General features: G+C 52.7%; 12 protein-coding genes. 5 read left to right on the forward strand and 7 right to left on the reverse strand.

What is annotated here, in order from left to right; all coding sequences use genetic code 11:
- Positions 1-190: 190 nt before the first annotated feature.
- From ABNF92_RS17200 to ABNF92_RS17210, 3 genes are all read right to left on the reverse strand, one after another.
- A complete protein-coding gene (locus ABNF92_RS17200) occupies positions 191-1,246 on the reverse strand; it encodes a hypothetical protein (protein ID WP_349342826.1) in 1,056 nt (351 codons plus the stop codon).
- 233 nt (positions 1,247-1,479) lie between these two features.
- On the reverse strand, positions 1,480-2,646 hold the full coding sequence (locus tag ABNF92_RS17205; RefSeq protein WP_349342827.1) for a glycosyltransferase family 4 protein: 1,167 nt from the start codon (positions 2,644-2,646) through the stop codon (positions 1,480-1,482).
- Between the two features lie 62 nt (positions 2,647-2,708).
- Complete coding sequence (locus tag ABNF92_RS17210) at positions 2,709-4,070, reverse strand: MBL fold metallo-hydrolase (RefSeq protein ID WP_349342828.1); 1,362 nt, start codon at positions 4,068-4,070, stop codon at positions 2,709-2,711.
- A gap of 90 nt (positions 4,071-4,160) precedes the next feature.
- Here ABNF92_RS17210 and cysQ point away from each other — a divergent pair, with 90 nt between their 5' ends.
- Positions 4,161-4,934, forward strand: a complete 774-nt coding sequence (cysQ, locus tag ABNF92_RS17215) for a 3'(2'),5'-bisphosphate nucleotidase CysQ (RefSeq protein ID WP_349342829.1) — start codon at positions 4,161-4,163, stop codon at positions 4,932-4,934.
- Between the two features lie 130 nt (positions 4,935-5,064).
- Here cysQ and ABNF92_RS17220 read toward each other — a convergent pair whose 3' ends face one another.
- Positions 5,065-6,729 carry a carboxypeptidase regulatory-like domain-containing protein gene (locus ABNF92_RS17220; RefSeq protein ID WP_349342830.1) on the reverse strand — a complete coding sequence of 555 codons (1,665 nt, stop codon included), beginning with the start codon at positions 6,727-6,729 and terminating at the stop codon, positions 5,065-5,067.
- A 295-nt stretch (positions 6,730-7,024) separates the two neighbouring features.
- Between ABNF92_RS17220 and ABNF92_RS17225 the strand changes: the two genes are divergently transcribed.
- The 3 genes from ABNF92_RS17225 (at position 7,025) to ABNF92_RS17235 (ending at position 11,312) form a co-directional block, all read left to right on the forward strand.
- A complete protein-coding gene (locus ABNF92_RS17225) occupies positions 7,025-8,608 on the forward strand; it encodes a fibronectin type III domain-containing protein (protein ID WP_349342831.1) in 1,584 nt (527 codons plus the stop codon).
- 107 nt (positions 8,609-8,715) lie between these two features.
- A complete protein-coding gene (locus tag ABNF92_RS17230) occupies positions 8,716-9,657 on the forward strand; it encodes a hypothetical protein (protein ID WP_349342832.1) in 942 nt (313 codons plus the stop codon).
- Positions 9,657-11,312 (forward strand): S8 family serine peptidase, encoded by a 1,656-nt coding sequence (locus ABNF92_RS17235; RefSeq protein WP_349342833.1) that lies wholly within the window; start codon positions 9,657-9,659, stop codon positions 11,310-11,312. Before ABNF92_RS17230 ends, ABNF92_RS17235 begins: the two co-directional genes overlap by 1 nt.
- A gap of 7 nt (positions 11,313-11,319) precedes the next feature.
- Here the strand turns inward: ABNF92_RS17235 and ABNF92_RS17240 are convergent, their stop codons facing one another.
- From ABNF92_RS17240 to ABNF92_RS17250, 3 genes are all read right to left on the reverse strand, one after another.
- On the reverse strand, positions 11,320-11,814 hold the full coding sequence (locus tag ABNF92_RS17240) for a hypothetical protein (RefSeq protein WP_349342834.1): 495 nt from the start codon (positions 11,812-11,814) through the stop codon (positions 11,320-11,322).
- Positions 11,811-15,440, reverse strand: a complete 3,630-nt coding sequence (locus tag ABNF92_RS17245) for a 7TM diverse intracellular signaling domain-containing protein (RefSeq protein WP_349342835.1) — start codon at positions 15,438-15,440, stop codon at positions 11,811-11,813. Before ABNF92_RS17245 ends, ABNF92_RS17240 begins: the two co-directional genes overlap by 4 nt.
- Positions 15,441-15,530: 90 nt before the next feature.
- On the reverse strand, positions 15,531-16,757 hold the full coding sequence (locus ABNF92_RS17250) for an EAL domain-containing protein (protein WP_349342836.1): 1,227 nt from the start codon (positions 16,755-16,757) through the stop codon (positions 15,531-15,533).
- Positions 16,758-16,928: 171 nt separating this feature from the next.
- Here ABNF92_RS17250 and ABNF92_RS17255 point away from each other — a divergent pair, with 171 nt between their 5' ends.
- Entirely contained in the window at positions 16,929-19,160 is a 2,232-nt protein-coding gene (locus ABNF92_RS17255) for an adenylate/guanylate cyclase domain-containing protein (protein WP_349342837.1), read from the forward strand.
- The last annotated feature ends 17 nt before the right edge of the window (positions 19,161-19,177 follow it).

Raw genomic sequence — 19,177 nt, forward strand, 5'->3', positions numbered from 1 at the left:
CCAGAATAAGCCGCTTGGCAGCCAGTATTTCAGAGCGGCGATTGGAAGAGCCGTAATTAGAACGATGGATAGAATAGGCAGCGCCGTAAGCCGCAAAAAATTTAATACTGGGAAGCCCGTGAGTTTGTTGACCAAAAAGAGCCGGACGCCGAACATCAAAATGTTCGCGAAGATTGCAACGATAAACACGCTAAAGGCTGGCGCTCCGGTTGTGATTACGCCCCAGGCGGTTGAATATGCCTATCTGTATAGCACCCAGCGAGAGCTCATAGGCTTTCATCTTTCCCGGTGCTCTTGCGGCGGCGGTCAGAGGCAAACTGACAGACATTATGAGCGTCTCCAGAAGGGCTAACTGTGAAAACAAAACTGCATTTGGTGGCACGATGGTTAGCCAGATGCCAAGTATGGTTTCCATTTCTACCATTAGAGGTAGGGCAAAAATCCATAAAAGAAAAAACGTTATTTTTGCGCCGCTGGTTATCAATCCATACATTTCTTGATGCTGATTTGCGGCGAAGCTCTTGATGATCGGCGGATAAAGACTGGTATTGAAGTTAACTGAGAATATGTTGACCTGATTCGCCACTTGTACCGAAAGCGCCCTAGCCGCCACCACTCCAGGACTAAATGATTGGTTTAATAAAACAGTAATGGCATGTGTACGAGCAACTGTAGAAATTTGCCCGAAAATAGTCCAGCCTGTGAAAGCTATAATTTCTTTCAGCAACATTGAGTCCCAGTAAATCTTTTTGAACTGGCACTCTTCGTATCGATATAAGCAAACTACAATGTATGTTACCGCGTTAACGACGCCGGTACAAAGAACCAAAATCCCGTACAGCTCCAGCTTGTCCCATGAGATATATTCTAGAAGAAACACCATGCCTAGTTTCACAAATGACTCTAGGATCGAAATATAGGCATAGAGCTTCATGTCTTCGTGGGCTAGGATAATGGCTATGAAAGGGCTAGTAATGACACCGGTAAGAAATGCTAGCGTCGCGTAATGGAAGAGAGCTTGTGCAGCTTCAAACCGGCTATAAGGTACAGAAAGCTCAGCATTAACGAACCAGAGACCAATAGTCTGGAGAATCAGAAAAGAAATCAGTGCAATAGAAATGTACAAGACAAGGTTGACTGAAAAAATTTTCCTTAAACTCCCTGTATTCCTCTCTCCCAGAGAAAACGAGAAGTAACGTTGTGTAGCCTGTGCCAGAGAACCCGGCAGAAAAGCGCTGAGTGCCACGAGACCACTTACTGCTCCGTAGATGCCATAGTCTTGAACTCCCAGTTGTTCTAGAACGACTCTCACTGCATATAGATTAATGAAGAGAATTAGGAGCTGCCGAAAATACAACATCATCGTATTTTTGGCGATGCGCTTGTTTATAGTCACCCTTTGTTCACAAATTTATAGTTTGAATTTTTGAAAACACGAAGCTTATACTCCCATGCTTGAGAGAGTTATGTTTCCGTATCTCACTTTGTGTCCTCGCTCTCTGGTAAAGACGGGGTGCCCCAAAGTGCTCTCAGAAGATTTTTTTCAAAGTTTTTCCACTCGAACTGCCGGGCGAACGCGCGGGTTATTTCAGATTGCTTACCGCTATAGAGCATTCGGACGACTGCTTGGGAAAATGCATTGTAGTCCCCTTGAGTTACGAGTTTTCCACTTTGTCCTTCAGCAACTGCATCGACTATTCCTCCAGTAGAAAAAGCAACGGTCGGAAGACCGTGAGCAGCGGCTTCAATCGCAACCATTCCAAAGCCTTCGGGATCGTCTGGTATATGGCGAACTGGAAAAACATGTACATCAGCTGCCTCGTAGACCGTTGCCAATTCTTCTTTCTTGGTGATAACGCCAAGAAACTTAATGTGATTGCCGATTCCCAATTTTTCTGCCTTGGCCATGATGGACCGCTCGCTTTGGATCCCGGCCCCAAGGGAATTCTTTGGTGCTTCTCCAACCACGACGAGTGTTACGTCGGGTCTAGCATTTACAATATTTGGCATTGAGCTTTCAACAAACTCGAGCAGCCCCTTTCGTGTTGTTAGGCGACCAACTGAAAGTAGTATTTTCTTGTTCTCAAGCCCGTATCTGGCTCTTAACTCTGCAATACTTTGCGAGGGTTGTGGGGATGGGGGCAGTTCAACTCCGGGGAAAATGATGCTTAGTTTGCGCTCACTTACACCAGCCTTCATAGCAAGGTTTTTTGTAGAAGTGCTATTCACTATGACATGATTTAATCTCTTAAACGTAGTTCGCCACAACATGCGATACATTCTGTTGTCGACCGAGACGTCAAATCCATGTAGGTATACGGCCGACTTTATACGGAAAACTTTACCTGTTAGCCATGCAAGAGGTGCGGTTAAGCCACTGCCTGCGATAATGATGTCGGGCTTCTCGCTAAATGCTAATAGGAGACTTCTATACAGAGCTACAAAAAAAAACAAAATCAAAGGGGTTAACGGCGCCTCTCGTAGCGTTACTCTCGACGGCTTTGATGCATTCGATCCTTTGGGCCCAACGATGTACAGATCCGCCTTCTTGGAAAGCTCGTCGGCCATGTGCCAATTCAGCCTTTCCATTCCTCCAACCAGCGGAGGTAAGTTACGGGTGATCAGTAAAATACGTTTCCGTTTCAATGTCTCAACCTTAAGTGTCTTCGATGGTGAGGTCCTCACTCTAGTGTGTTCAGGTCCTAGCCCTAAACCTCAACCTCCTCAAACAACTCCGGCACCTCAACATCCCAACCAAACTTCTCCCGGATCCGCTTTCTCATAACGTCACTTGCAACCATCTCACCGTGAGTGACGTAAACCTTCTTCGGCTTCAGCGTGCCTTGTTCCAGCCAGGCCAAAATTTCATTGTAATCTCCGTGCGCAGAGAGTGAGTCGAGGTTATGAATCTCAGCCTTCACTGGCCAGTATTCGCCATGAATTTTCACCGATTCTGCACCGTTTACCAGCGCATCCCCTCGAGTTCCCGGCGCCTGGAAGCCCGCAAACACCACGCTGTTTCGAGGGTTGGGTAATAGCGTCTTCAGGTGGTGCAGCACACGTCCACCACTGGCCATACCGCTGGCTGAAATAATCACGCACGGATAACGTACCGCATCCAGCTCGATGGATTCTTCCACTTTCCTTACAAAAGTTGTTTTTTCGTCTATCAGCTCACACTGGGCGGCGTTCAGTTTATGTTCTTTATGATGTTTGCAAAAGATTTCTGTCGCCTTGATTGCCATGGGGCTGTTCAGGAATACGGGCAGTTTAGGGATCTTCCCGTCGCCCATAATCTTGTGAATCACATAAAGCAGCATTTGAGCACGGCCGACTGCGAACGCGGGTAGAAGAACAATACCTCCCCGGCCGGCAGTTCGTGTAATTATTTCTGCAAGCTCGGCTTCCGGATCAGTCTCACCATGGGTGCGGTCGCCATAGGTGGATTCACACAGTAGTACATCCGCCTTCTGTAATGGCTCCGGCGGTCTCATGATAATGTCATTCTGCCTGCCAACATCGCCGCTGAATACCACCGTTCTGTCTGCAACCCTGTGGTGAACATGAACGCAGGACGATCCGAGGATATGGCCGGCCGGGGTAAAGGTTACCTCAAACCCTTTCACGGGTTCGAAGGTTTCATGGTAGTGGAGGGATTCGAAGTGCTTGAGGGCTTCCCACGCGTCCTTCTCAGTAAATAAAGGCTCGGGTTTTTCGTGCTTCGAGAACTTCTTTCGGAACGCGTATTTTGCGTCTTCCTCCTGCAGGAAGCCTGCATCGGGCAATAGAACTTTGCACAGTTCATGAGTTGCCTTGGTGCAGTAGACCTTACCTTTGAAGCCATTCTTGACCAGAGCTGGAAGGTAGCCGGAATGATCTATATGGGCATGGGTAAGCACAACCGCATCAATGGTAGACGGGTCCACGGGAAACTTCGCCCAATTGCGCCGGCGTAGGGTTTTAACGCCCTGGTACATGCCGCAGTCTACCAGCACCCGATGTTTCTCATGCGAGAGCAGATAGCGGGAGCCGGTAACTGTTCCTGTGCCGCCGAGGAAGCGAAGTTTCATAGTGGCATCCTTCTGGTTCTTTGTAAGGGGAGTGTTACTATTGCTCATCATAGTTCATAACGTTTTGATCTGAAGCAGGAAGCGAATCGCATGCATTACAGCTCCATTCTCCCGGATGTCATAAAGGTAGCCGATGAAGCCAGTGAAAAAGTGCTTCACATCTACCAATCGGATTTCAAAGTCGATTTTAAAAGCGATCATTCGCCGATTACCGCCGCCGACACTGCGAGCCACGAAATCATTGTAAGGGGATTGCGCAACATCAGCCGTGACATTCCCATACTCTCCGAAGAAGGCAAAGACATCCCCTGGGAAGAACGTAAGCACTGGCGCCGTTTCTGGCTAGTCGATCCCATTGATGGTACCAAGGATTTTACCCAGCGCACGGGCGAATTCACGGTGAACATTGCGATGATCGAGGACGGCGAGCCCGTGATGGGTGTGGTAATTGCGCCGGCTCTGAAAGAGGCTTTTTGGGGCGTTGTAGGTGAGGGCGCCCATTTGCGGGACCGCACGGGGAAGGTTCGTGGAATCCGGGTGGCAGAGCCAAAGGCAGTTAAGCGAGTTGTGGCCAGTAAAAACCATCTGAACGAAGAGACCAAAGCCTTTATTGATAAGCTCGGTGACCACGAGCTGGTACAGGCTGGCAGCTCCCTGAAGTTTTGTCGGATTGCGGAGGGCCATGCCGATATCTATCCGAGATTGGGACCAACCTGTGAATGGGACACAGGTGCGGCTCAGGCGGTCCTGACAGCCGCAGGTGGGAAGGTGCAGACCCTCGAAGGAAAACCATTGAAGTATGGCAAAGAAGATGTGCTGAACCCGTTTTTCATTGCTTCGGGTGATTGGTACATTCACCGCTAATGGATTTGAATGCTTTGGCAGTGCATCAAGGCCTGGTTTCCGGTGATTAAAAGGCCCACCAGGCACTTTGCTGCAGGGTGCCTGGTGGGCTCCAATCGTTCATTCTTATCTGGTTTTCAGCCAGAAATCTTTAGCGAACGTTCTCGCTGTAGTATTTGCGTTTGGCGGCTTCAACAGCGGGGTTGGAGCGGTTGTTCAGGCTGAATCCAAACACCATTTCTTCCCCTTGTTCGCTCCACTCCTGCACGGCTTCCAGTCGGACGTCTCCTGTCTCATCAACGATAATGTCGGCGACAGCCCACCAGTCAGAAACGCTGCCCTGAGCATTCTGTGGGGAGAAAATGCGTGTTTCGCCATTGATTGAAAACTCAACCCGTGCCGGTGAGTTTTCAATGGTTCCGGTACCAGCAAAAAGATGTACCAGGTAACGGTAGCGACCGGCATAGGGAAAGTCCGGGATAGTGACAACTTCCGGGCCGAAACTGGTTACATCATCTACATCCAGTTCGATAACGGTGTCGCCAACTGTTACAACTTTGTCCCAGAAAGCTACGTGGAATTCTGAAGTGCCAGCTTCGCTGTTCGGGCCAAGAAGGTGAGAGTCAAGATCGCTCGGGTTTTGTCCCCATGTGAGTGTGATAGAAACGGCCGAGGGCCACAGAACGATGTCCTGATCCAGCGTGTAGTCCTCCGCCCCTACGGTTATTTCTCGGGTATTGGAGGTGGCATCGAGTCGAGCAGAGATCAGTACCTGTGAGTCTTCGCGAACGGGCACCGAGAAAGTTCCGTCGGCATTCGTTACCGTGGTGTTCATACCAATGTAATCATAGCCTTGAGCGCGCACGGAAGCGCCCGCAACCGGGTTGCCGTCACGATCAACAACGCGACCGCTTACTTCGACAGGCGTGTAGGTGTCCGCAGCGTTCCAGGTCGTAAAGTGCGTGACCTGCCCCTCGTAGTACCTGTTGTCGACCAAAGTCGCCATGGATTCTTCGACCCATTGGCCCGATTCCTCGTCAAACCATGCAAGGGGCACTGAAGACGGCACTTCGAACGGGTTCAGGCCACTGGCCAGTGGAATTCGGATGGTCGCAGGCGTCCCGTCGCTGAGCTGGAGGCGCTCACCGTTCTCGTCGGTAAAATCAAATGTTACCGCACCATAAGAAGTAGAAAGACCCACCTGACCGTCAGTATCTACAAAATCATAGTTACCCGGAATGATGGTTGGATCACTGGAGGGGTCCAGCGCTGAAATTTGCGTGTTGACAGAACCGTTATAGAGCGCCCCATTGCTGCTTCGGAAAGCATTGGCCGGCACTTCGGCAACAGGAAGACTGTTTTCGAGACTCAGCGTCGCCGTAGTTTCAGCCGAGAAAGATGTCGCCAGCTGTGCCGGTACCAGTGAAAGCTCAAGGTTGTCGTTGTCTGAGCCCTCTGTGGTCGAGGTGAGCATTGAGTTGGTTGTGTACCCCGTCGCGCGGGAAGAAATGGTGGCCCTGTCTGCTCCTTCCTCGGCATCAAGGGTGAACCGACCTTCTGGTCCAGATACGGCTTCAACAGGCTCTTCCAGGTTCGTTGCCTGGAGGGTAACCAGTGCTCCTGCCACTGGCTCCCCCGTGAAGTAATCCCGAATCTGTCCGGAAACAGACTCCATCTGCACGACTGGCGTCGGCGTTTCAGTGGTCGGGTTGCCCTCATCGCTGGTGCCAGAGGACCCAGAGGAGCCTCCGCAACCTGCGAGTGCGGATGTCAGAACAATTGCAGAAAAAAGAGATAAAGAATTGGTACTTCCCATAATTCCGTTCCTTTGGAATGTTTAGGTTGCTGACTTTGAGAGTGCCAAAGACTGGCGCAACGGAAGATAGGCAGTTTCTTCATGGGATTCAATGGATTAATGATAAGTAAATGGGCAGAGATCAAAGTTCTGTCAAAAATCACACTATTTTACGGTTAGGTTTGAGCCGTAATTTGAGACAACTCCGAATGTCAATAAAATGGCTCGATTTTCCGCCAAAAATACAACGCTTTTAACGTTATTTGACATCATGGGCGGATAACATAGCAGCGTCGGAATTTTATTCGGAGCTGCTATGTTTTCCCTGCTCAATTGGTTGGTCAGAGCCTCACTGATTACTGCTCTCAGTCTTTTTGTGGCTGCGTGCGGCGGCGGAGGTGGAGAGTCTTCATCTGGTTCGCCTGCAGATGCGCAGTCTGACGCTGAAGCTGCTGAGTCCGTTGTGTGGGTGGAGGGTTCTGCGGTCAAGGGTGTCATCAGTAATGGATTAATCACGATTTACCGCTCCCTTGGCGGTAATACCTGGATACAAGTTGGCGAGAGTGTTCGTACTGACAACGAAGGTCGCTTTCGGGCAAGAGTCCCGGCAGAATTCACAGATCAGGCGTTAAAGGTAGTTCTAGGCTCCGACAGTGCCACTCAGATGCGTTGCGATGTGCGGCCAGCATGCAGGACACCTGGCGGGGGCTCGGTCATCTTTGGCGAGTCGTTCTGGCCGGGTAATGACCTTTCCATGACGGCCGTGGTCAGCCCCTCAGCAGACTCTTTTGCAAAGGCTGTTCTGACCCCTATCGGTTCTCTTGCCCACCAGTTGGCTTTGAAGAATGGGTTTTCCGGATGGGAGGATTATCAAGCGGCTCTTAGGGCTCTTGAGCATGAATTTGGCTTATCGGATGGCGTTCTTGAGCGGGCACAAATCGATCTTTCCCAGCCTGATGCATTGCGTGCCGATTCGGAAATGATCCTGTCATCCCTCGTGAATGCCGGCTTCCTCGCTCTTGCCGGAGATAACCGATGGGGATCGCTGGACAGGGTTATTAGTGATTTTGAAGTGGTTATTGCCCGAAATGGCTTTCTGCCCTCACTGTCGGGCGAGCAGCTGTCTCCGAGTGCCGAGCTGGTGCTGCTTGCAGCAAGCGAGCAGGCTTCAAATCACCGTGAGTTGATTGCTGAAGCCGATAGTGAGGCAAGAAATCTTGACAGAGCGCTGGTCTCAATCGATACCGCTCTGCTGAACATTGGTTATGCACCCGAGCCCGAGCCTGCACCCGAGCCCGAGCCTGCACCCGAGCCCGAGCCTGCACCCGAGCCCGAGCCTGCACCCGAGCCCGAGCCTGCACCCGAGCCCGAGCCTGCACCCGAGCCCGAGCCTGCACCCGAGCCCGAGCCTGCACCCGAGCCCGAGCCTGCACCCGAGCCCGAGCCTGCACCCGAGCCCGAGCCTGCACCCGAGCCCGAGCCTGCACCCGAGCCCGAGCCTGCACCCGAGCCCGAGCCTGCACCCGAGCCCGAGCCTGCACCAGAGCCCGAGCCTGCACCAGAGCCCGAGCCTGCACCAGAGCCCGAGCCCGCGCCAGAACCTGAGCCTGCACCAGAGCCCGTCACTGGATCAGCAACGCTGAGCTGGCAGGCGCCGCTGACCCGGGAGAACGGCGAATCCCTGGCAATGGGAGAGATTGATCAGTACGTGGTCCGATACGGTTTAGAAGAAAACGTAAAGGATATGTCTGAGGAAGTTGTCATCGAAGATGGCCAGATAATGGAGTACGAAATCTCCGGGCTTGGAGAAGGTACCTGGTATTTCGCCATTCGCACGGTCGACGTTAGTGGTCTTGAAAGTGCATGGTCGGGCGTCGTGAGTAAAACAATTTCCCGTTAGAGGAATCCCAAGCCTACAATTTGTTACGTCTTTGTTCTTGCGGGGATTTTAACCGGAACATAATCTGCTGCGGTGTGCAGTCAAAAGCGATATTACGGATTATGTCCATGTTGTTTCCCCGCTCTATTTTAAGCGTGATAGTGGTTTTGGCGCTCTCCGGTTGCGGAGGCGGTTCGGGAGGTTCATCCGGGCCAGTCGAGGCGCCTCCCGCGACCGAGCCAACCCCGGCTCCCTCTGTCCCTTCGGTTTCTCTGAATCAGGTCTTTGTCCAGGCTGCCGAGGGAGAAATCCTCAAGCTACCAGGCCAGTTTCGGCAACCGGATTCCGTCACTCTCTCTCAGTCACCCGATATCGGCCTGGAGGTCGAGTCTTTCCAGGCAAATGAGATTTCCCTCAGAGTTCCAGTTGTAGATCGTCCCAGTGCGTCTGATCTCCAGCTGACGTTTGTGTATGGCGATCAGTCAATAGAACAGCGGGTTTCACTGCTCGCGCAGAACACCTCGGGCGAAGCGCTGGTCGCGCAGGTTCAGGATACTCTTCGGGAGAGAGAATCAATTCTTGAGCTGGCTCAGGATTTTTCCCTCTATCGCTTTTTCATCGATTATGCCTACCTGTATGATTTGGTGACGTATTCGGAAAAAGAGCAGCGTCTGTCCGAGTTTTTAGCTTTGGATTCGCCTTCAAGAGCAACCGTATACTCTGCGATCGAAGGCCTGGGCGCAGCGTTTAATGACTATCAGGCGGGGCAGATTGCCGACCAGGCTCTGAACCAGGCGCTTGGCCTTGCGGAGCAAGCCATCCTTGAGCATGGCCGATATGGCGCTCGGATGCTTGAGGAGATCCAGCCACTTGTGGAAATACTGGTGCCGGAACTCAGTAGTGGAGATCTGGTTTACGTGCCGGAGCTGGGCATTTACTCAAGAATCGCCAGCACACCTCTCTACGGCGACGTAACAGAAGCCGGTTTTGAAGTAGCTCAGTCTTTCCGGCCAATCGAATCGCTGATTCGCTCCCGAAAAACACAATCTTTGACCTGCGAGAGTCTCTGATGAGAGTTGTAGTTCCTGTCTTAACCGCAATGTGTCTGGTTAATGCGGCGTATGCTGCAGAGCCTATTAAGAAAATTCCTGTCGCTGCCCAAAACCAGGATACGGAAGCGACCGCTCAGGTAATCGTAAAGTACAAAGAAGGTGTCGTCACGGCCCAGGGTGCCAGTGGTCCCGGAGGCACTCGAATCTTTACCGTAGACGCTGATGAAGCGGACGCATTTGCAGCCCGGCTTCGTTTCAGGCCAGAGGTTGAAGAGGTGGCACTGGATTTGATCGTTCGCAATCCACCCATGCCATCACAGCCCTTTAAGGTTCCATCATCCATGCGGTCTGCAGGGGTGATTCCGGCCAACGCACCGACGGATCCGGGTTTCGTCAATCAGATATCATGGGAACCGCCGGGCGAAGCGAAAGAAGGTGTTCAAAATCTTTTGGCGGGTTATCTGGCATCTGAGCAAGTCCGGAAACTGCGGGTGGGTGTGCTCGATTCCGGGTTCTATCCGGTATCGGATATTGATTACGCCGGCGGCTACAACCTCTCAGCTCTCGGTGGCGATTACGGCCCCGAGTATCTGGAGAGTGAAGTAGATCCGAGCTGTACGGATCCTCATGGCACCGCAGTAGCCGGTATTATTGGAGCAACTACAAATAATGGTGTGGGTATCGCTGGAATCCTGGATGCCGAGCTCATTGCTACAAGGGTGCTGAGTTGCGGATCAGGAATTCTTTCGGACACGGCTCTCGGCATTCGATGGTTAGCCGGTGATCCCACAGTAACCCAAGCCCCGCCCCTGAGCGAACCTGTAGACATTATCAACGCCTCCCTCGGAAGTCCGGTTTCAAGTTGTCCGTTTTATCTCCAGGATGCAATCGATTACGCTCACCGGAAAGGGATTCTCGTAGTTGTTGCCGCTGGCAATGAGAGTGCCGACGCCAGTGAGTACACCCCCGCGAACTGCCAAAACGTAATTGCGGTGGGTTCAGTTAATGAGCGAGGTGAACCTTCAGACTTTTCGAACCATGGAGATGCTGTGGATCTTGCAGCCCTGGGAGAGCTGGTCGCCACGATAAACCTGGAAGGTGAGGTAAGCCGATGGTATGGCACTTCATTTGCGTCTCCGTTGGTTGCAGGGGCCGCTGGTCTGCTCAAGCAGGCGAATCCCGCACTGACTCCCGATGAACTCCGTAATGAGCTGGTAGCGACATCACGACCATTCCCCGAGCCTCAAACTGCGGGCTCGGCGGAGGATGAACCCGTTGAGGAGACACCAATCACCCTCGGTGCCGGAATTGCAGATTCAGGCAAGTCGGTTGAGAACGTGATTTCACAGCTTGATCAGCTGAGACCAGAAATCCGTCCGGCGTTAGATGCCATTGAACGATGTAACCGCGAGGCCTATCTGGCGAATGCGCCGGCGGGCATGGATTATTCAAGGCTTTTTGAGGTGACGGCAACCAATGTTGAGTTGGCGTCGGAAGATGAGTTCTACGCCATATTCAGAAGTACTGAAACAGGCGACAAAGTACTTCTGAAACAAGCCAGAGAAACACGATTCCTGGTTCGGGATGTCAATCCGGATAGGGAGCAGCTCTGGTTTGATGTGTGTGACAGCGAGGGCAGAGCCTGTCGTTACGGTAAAAGCCTGCCCATGTAATGAACAGTCAGCCGACGTCCTCGTCAAAAACCCGCTGCTCAACATCTTTGCGCAGCCGGTTTGAGGCGAGGACAGCCGATGAGTAGGCAGTGATGCCCAGCACCACGAGCAACGGCTGGATAAACATCACCCACTTTGGCGGCTCCTCGGACAACATAACGAGAACGCTGAATAAAAGGCTGGGTGCCAGTATCAGGAAAAACGTGCCAGCAACAAGGAAGGTTATCCATTCCCGATGTTTTGCCATCGTCGGATCAACCAGCATACCCAACAGAAACTTCACGACCGCTAGGCCGCCCAGAACGGCAGCGGCCAGCGACAGGTCATAGCTCAGTAGAAAGGGCTCAAGGCCAACGTTCCAGAGTTTGAACATACCAACCACAGCAAAGGGCAGTAGCACAAAAAGAATGTCCGCATAGGTTCCGTAGAGTAAGCGAAGCTCACGGGTCTCAGTCATTTCCGGGCGATCCACTCTCATATCAAGCTTCTCCTGAGCACTCATTGGTATTCTCCCTGTTCGGATTTCAGTTCATTCAAAAGACGTGTCAGCGCGGTATCAAGGCTACAAACATGGCGCTCAATCTGAGTCGAAACGGCCCCGGAAGCCAGAGCTTCTTCGAGAATGCCGGCGGTTCGCTCAACTTCCGCGCCAGCGAGAGATGCAGCCATGCCTTTCACCGTGTGGGCAAGGCGATGGGCGGTTTCCCGGTCTTCGGCATCGAGGGCATCCAGGATTCGGTCTACGACATCGGAATTTTCCTGCTCAAAGCGGCTCACCAACTCTTCTAACAAGTCCTCATTGTCACCAGCCCGTTCAAGGGCAAGCGCGGCGTCGAAAACCGGCAGTTCGTTGGCCGAGGTCTCATTAACTGATTCGTCGGGCACTGCAGAGTCTGCTTTGGTTCTCTTGGAGGTTGCCTCCCCCGACAGCCAGCGGGCCATTGTGCTGTATAGGTTCTCGCGCACAATTGGCTTGCTGAGGTAGTCGTCCATGCCCGCGGCAATGCACCTTTCCTTATCGCCTTTCATGGCGTTGGCGGTCATGGCGATTACCACTGTATTCGCAATTTCTGGCTTTTCCCGAATGCGTTTAGTTGCTTCAAAACCATCCATTACCGGCATTTGGCAATCCATGAACACCAGATCAAAGTGAGCTTTCTCCAACTGGCCCAGAGCTTCAGCCCCGTTTTGCGCAAGCGTTACTTTTACCTTTGCCTGGTTAAAGAACTCAGTCGCAATTTCCTGATTGAACGGGGTGTCTTCAACAAGCAGAACCTCAGAGCCTGCGATGGCCGCGAGCATTGCCTCCTCGTTTCCGGCAACATCCGACTGGGTAAGCGAAGCTGTGGCGCCCAGTCCCAGGATATTTGAGACCTCCTGAACCAGCGAGTTTGGTGTTACCGGTTTCAGTATCGGCGAATAACCGAGGGCGCGGCATTGCCCCAGAAGTTTCTCTTCCTGTGGCTGGAGCAAAGGCGCAACCGGAACTTCCGCCAGGGCAGGCGTATTCCGAACCATCTGGGCGGCATCCAGTGTCCCGACTTCCGTCAGGTTCCGATCGATTAACACCAGATCAAAATCATGAACGCTGCCTTCAACCTGGAGTGTTTCGCCAAGACGGTGATCGGGCTGGATAAGCGTCACTGTGCCACCGGCGCTGCGTAAAACGGTGATGATTGCATCCAGGCCGGCATCCCGTTCATCAAACAGCAAAACGTTCTTTCCGGCCAGTGGGCTTGTGTCGTAAACCCCGTTTTGAGCGGAGCCATTTTGCATCTCGAACCAGGCTGTAAAGAAAAACGTGCTGCCACGCCCCGCCTGGCTTTCTGCACCCATCTCACCGCCCATCATCTCGACCATCTGCTTGCTGATGGAGAGCCCGAGGCCAGTGCCTCCATACTGCCGAGTGGTGGACCCATCCGCCTGAGTGAACGGATCAAACAGCGTATCGATCTTCTCCTGGGCGATCCCGATACCAGTGTCTGTTACAGCAAAGCTGAGGCAAACGCGACCGTCGGACTCCGAAACCTTCTTGATCCGTAGTTGAACCTCGCCCTCATCGGTGAACTTGATTGCATTGTTAGTTAGGTTGATCAGAACTTGCCCCAGTCTCAGAGGATCTCCAACCAGAGCGGTAGGTACATCATGGTTGTAAGACACCGAAAGTTCGAGATTTTTCTCGTTACTCTTCTGGGAGAGCATGTCTGCAAGATCATTGGCCACATCAGCCAGATTGAATGGGGTCGTCTCCAGGTCCAGCTTGCCCGCCTCGATCTTGGAAAAATCGAGGATATCGTTGATGATGCCCAGCAACGAGCGTGAAGCCTGACCTATTTTCTTAAGGTAATCTTTCTGCCGATCATTCAGATCGGTTCGCAGCACCAGATCAGAGAAACCGATGATGGCGTTCATGGGCGTCCGGATCTCGTGGCTCATATTGGCCAGGAAGTCGCTCTTGGCCTGAGCGGAGGCCTGGGCCGCCTCCCGTTCGCGTTGAGCATGCTCCTTCTCGCGACGTTCCGTAATATCGACCAGCGAGCCTTCCAGATACGCCGGGTTGCCACCCTCGTCATAGGCAACGTGCGCCGAACTGCTGCCCCAGAAAGTCGAGCCGTCCTGTCTGCGATAGACATGCTCCGCATCAACAATTCGGCCTTTTTCGAGCAGTGCCTGTTCAAAGGTGTGACGGTCCGACGGAGTGTTGTAGCAATCGGAAGCGATGTCGGCGATCTTTTCAACCATCTCGTCGGGGGATGTATACCCGAAGGTTTTCGCCAGGGAAGGGTTAGCCGAAATAAAGCGTCCATCCAGGGTGCACTGAAAGATTCCCTCGGAGGCATTCTCATACAGCTGCTGAAAGCGAGCGAGATGCTCCTGAGCTTTTTCGTTGGCCAGTTGGGCTTCTTTTTTCGCCGTCAGGGCTTTCCTGCGGGCCGATTCAGTCTCGTGTTTTTGCATATTGATCTTGTCGGCCAGTGCCAGGGCAAGAAGTAGCACATTGCAGAAAGCACCAATCTGTAAGCCGTGGGCCACAAACACATTGTAATCCCAGGTGCCGAACGCGTGCTGAATGAAAATAAGGACGCCGGCCACATTCACACACCAGGCTGCTGTGTAGTAACGGGCCAGCCGGTTACCACGCCGCCACAGCGCAATCCCGATAGCCGCCATTACAATAGAAAAAAGGAAAGATGCTCTGGTTGCTATGGCAATAGATGTCGAATAATCCGCCCAAAAACTCAGCCCCGCAAACCACAAAGCCGTGATGATCAGGAAAACGATGATCCTGTCAATGAAGGGCGCAGCCACTCGGGTTCTCAGAAAACTCCGAGAGAAAAACAGCATGCATATCCACGTGGTGTTCATCATGATCGGCAGAGCCCGATCAAACCACACTGGATCTTCACTGATTGAGAACAGCCAGGGCAGTCCCTCCAGAGACCCCTGAAGGAAGATGTAGGAGACTATGCCAAGCACATAGAACAGATAGGCATTGTCTCGGATCGAGATAAAGACGAACAGATTGTAAAGCGCCATGATAAACATAACGCCGTAAAAGGCTCCTGAGAAAAGAGAATGCTCTAGCAGCGACTGGGCCAATGCGGCTGACGAGAAAATCTGGAGACCCAACTGCTTGGAACTGCTGGTCTGCACACGAATAAATATCTCCCGGCGTTCGTCCGGAGCGAGATCGAGAGAAAAGGCTGCAAAAGGAATGAAAAGGCCATTGTTGGCTATGGGGCGATCATCACCCAGTTCCAGTTGCCGTGTATCGCCCGTCACCGGGTTTCGGATAAAAACATCGACGCTGTCCAGTAGAGGGTAGTCAGCCTTTACCCACCACTGGCGGGTTTCGTCCCCGTAAGAGCTGCCGGTTGTCAGCGTAAAATTTAGCCAGTAGGCGGCGTCTAAAAAACTGAAATTTGCTCGGTCCTGATCGATTTGGAAAAACTGATCCGCCATTGCATCAGAGGAAACCTGCTCAAGGCCCAGCTCGTAGGTCTTGTCTTGCAGATATCGAATGTTATTGCTGAGAACCACCCTTTCTGTGGAGCCTGAAAGCGCGATGACGGGGCTTTCCGAGGGCTCCGCCGCTACAGTGCTGCTGAAAAGGCAAAAGCTGGTCAATAACAGAACCAGACCAATCAAAAAGTAAACTGGCTGCCAGACTTTATTGTTATGTAAAACTGATTCTGAACCGGTCACACGTTGTCCCTTTTATATCAGTTCTTTTTTCCAGAAAGGCAAGCTAAATGAACCGCGCTGTAACCGCGTGAGAATGAGCTCTGCAGGTATGGGCTTTGAGAGCAAAAAGCCCTGCAGCAGATCGCATTCCAGCTCCCTGATTGCCTGTAACTCATCCTCGGTTTCGATACCTTCTGCCACTACAGAAAACCCAAGGTCCCGGGCAAGATGCACAATGGCTCTAAGAATACGCATTCGGCGCGGTTCTTTCCGGACTCCCTGCACAAAAGAACGGTCTATTTTGAGTGTGTCCAGCGGGTAGAGATGGAGGTAACTCAAGCTCGAGTAACCGGTACCAAAATCGTCGATGGCGAGCTTCACACCGGTGCTTCGGATGTGTTCCAGAGCCAGGGGCGCATGGGCGGGGTCGTCCACCAGAAGGGACTCGGTAATCTCAAGCTTGATGAGCTCCGGCGCCACACCCGAATCCCGCACTATCTCCACAAGCCGGTCAATCTCCCGCGGCTCCAGTAGTTGGCGAACCGAGAGGTTGACGCTCATAAACAAAGGAGAAGAACTCTCCTTGCCGCCGGAATTATCCAAACGGTCCTGAAACCGTCGAAGATCTTTTAGAGCTTCACGCAATGCAAAACTGCCCAGCTCAATGATTTGTCCCGTTTGCTCGGCAACGTTTACAAAGCTGCCTGGGGTAACCAGCCCCCGCGTAGGATGATACCAACGCAGCAATGCTTCGAAACCGGCTATCTCTCCCGTTTCGGAGCTGAAGATCGGTTGATAAAAATTGCGGAATTGGCTTTCGGCAATACCCGTCGAGATCTCAATTTCAGTTTGTCTCTCGCTTGCCGCAACACTGTCCAGGGCCAGCACCGAGTGGCTGGGCGCTGCGTGTTGGAGCATGTAGCGCTGGGTCCAAGCAAATCGACCAAGATTGCAGCGGATTAAAGAAGCCAGTACCGGGTCTGCGGAGTTAATGGCTGAGCGAAGTGTTTCTGGTGTGATGATGGCAAGTTCGGAGTCGCAGGTTGCCTTGGCCGAGGCGCTCCTTGGTTGGTCACTGAACAGCGCAAGCTCCCCGAAGATTTCGCCGGGTCCCAGCCTTGATATCACCAATTTGCGGCCATTTTTTGTGGTGGATATCTCAACTTCCCCGGATTCGATCAGGAATGCTGTTTTGCCCTGGCCGCCTTGTGAAAAAATAGATTCGCCTGCTGCCGCGTACCAAACTGGCCGGTCTTCCATTCAAACGAACTCCGTGCGTAGAACTTTGTTTTGTTAGTGATTTGGAGGCCAAACGTAGCCAATTGTGGCACACTCCAGCCAGCGCGAGGTAGCTTATGTGTCAGAATTCGTTACACAACGAAAGTTTCCCCCGCAGGTTTGTAATTCTTTAACGATTGGGATCCCAAAACCTTGAGAAATAGCATTCGTCGGATAGGTCAGAGGCTGTTGCCCATTACCATCGGGTTGCTATTGACCCTTGCGGGGATTGCGACGCAGCTGGCGCCTACCGAGGGCACTGCAAGAGTGCTCCAGCGAGTGAATTCCCTGGTTTACGACCTTCGCCTTGCTTTTGTGGATTTTCCCCAACAGGCCTCGTCTTACCCTATTGTTTTCGTTGATGTGGATGAACAAAGCCTCGAAACCGTCGGGCGCTGGCCGTGGAGCCGCTCGACGATTGCTGAGCTCTCCAGAGGGCTTTTGGAGGAGGGGAGTCTCGTTATCGGGTTTGACGTAATGTTCTCGGAACCGGAAATAAACCCGGTTCGCCAGATTGGTGAAGCCCTTGGCTCCGTGCCAGCCCCTGTGGCAGACCGTTTGCAGCAGCTGGAGAAGGAGTTGGATGCAGATGAGCGACTGGCTCGCGTTCTCTCAGAGGGGGATTTTGTACTTGGCTTTCTGCTGCACCGTGACAAGTCGACAACCGGCACGCCTCTCAAGGGCCAGCTTCCCGACCCGGTATACCCAAGACCTGTCAGCAGCCTCCCGGAATTTCTGGTTACCGAAATGCCTGCGGCGACAGCGAATCTGCCGGTTCTTCAGTCTGCCGCGATTGCCGGTGGGTTTATAACGACCATTCCGGATCCGGACGGCCTGCTTCGCAAAACGCCGGCTGTTTTAACCTTTGGTGACAAGCTCTACCCATCGTTGACAGTAGCAATGGCTCAGACGCTGCTTTTTGAAGATCAGTTGACCCTCAATACCACGCGAGTCGGAAATGCCACAGCGCTAACCTCGATAGAAATTGCAGATATGGAAATACCAACCGACGCCAAGGGCAATCTGCTGATTCCATACCGGAAAGGCAAGCCTGGCTACCAAACGGTCTCGGCAGCCGATGTGCTTGCGGGCAGAACAGGCCATGTGGAATTGCAGAATGCGCTTGTGATCGTGGGCTCCTCCGCCATTGGCCTTGGCGACCTGGTAAGCACGCCAGTGAACCCGGCAATGCCCGGAGCCACCGTTCATGCCCGGGTTCTTGAGGGTATTCTCACCGAAAACCTGCCTTATCGACCGGATTGGGCACCCGGGGCTGAGCTGGCCGCGTCTGTATTTGTGGGCGTGATCCTCTCTCTGTTTCTTCCCCTGCTGCCCCCCATCGGCATGATTGTGCTGGCTTTCGGTGCAGTCACCGCAGTTATTCTGGCCAACGGCATGCTCTGGGCACGGCAGGGCCTCGATCTTGCGCTGGCGCCGGTTTTTTTAATCGCGATGGTCATCCTGCTGGTGAATCTGCTCGAGCAGCTGTTGAGAGAGAACAGGGGGCGCAAACGCATCAAGAAAATGTTCGGCGAATACGTTCCCGCGGCTCACATTAACGCTATGCTTCGTGACCCCGAAGCCTACAACTTTGCAGGCGATTCCCGCGAAATGACCGTTCTGTTCTCGGATATACGAAGCTTTACCACCATCTCTGAAAGTCTCTCGGCCGGCGAGCTGAAAACCATGCTCAACCGATATTTCACGCCCATCACCAGGACCATCTTCGAGCACGACGGCACCGTTGATAAATACGTGGGTGATATGGTGATGGCATTCTGGGGCGCCCCGCTCAAGGATGAAAATCACGCCACTCATGCGGTTCTTGCAGCCCTTTCCATGCTGGAAATAACAGAAAAACTCAAAGAGGATTTTCGACGCGACGGATTGCCGGAAATCAACATTGGTATTGGCGTCAACACCGGCACCATGAGTGTGGGTGATATGGGCTCAAACTACCGGCGTGCCTATACCGTGCTTGGCGATGCTGTGAATCTGGGGGCCCGGCTGGAGAGCATAACCAAGTTTTACGGTGCGAAGTTGTTAGTTGGTCCTGCGACAAAGCAGCAAGCGACCGGGATTCATTTTCGGCTGGTGGATCAGATCATTGTCAAAGGCAAGAGTGAGCCGGTGAAAGTCTATGAGCCCCTGGGCAGAGTAGGCGAGGTGAGAGAAGAGGTGTTCGTTGCCTGCGAAAAGCACCACTCGGCATTGGCAGCTTATTATCGGCAACACTGGAACGCCGCAGCTGCGATTTGGAGAGAACTGCAAGCTGCAGAGGGGGAGAACCTGCTCTATTCGATATATCTCCAGCGGATTGAGGCGTTGGAATTGAGCCCGCCCCCGGCTGACTGGGACGGGACCTATATCCATAGCTCGAAATAATTCAGACGGGCAAACTC

The organism is Marinobacter sp. MMG032, from assembly GCF_040112695.1.
In the GTDB taxonomy this organism is placed as follows: domain Bacteria; phylum Pseudomonadota; class Gammaproteobacteria; order Pseudomonadales; family Oleiphilaceae; genus Marinobacter; species Marinobacter salsuginis.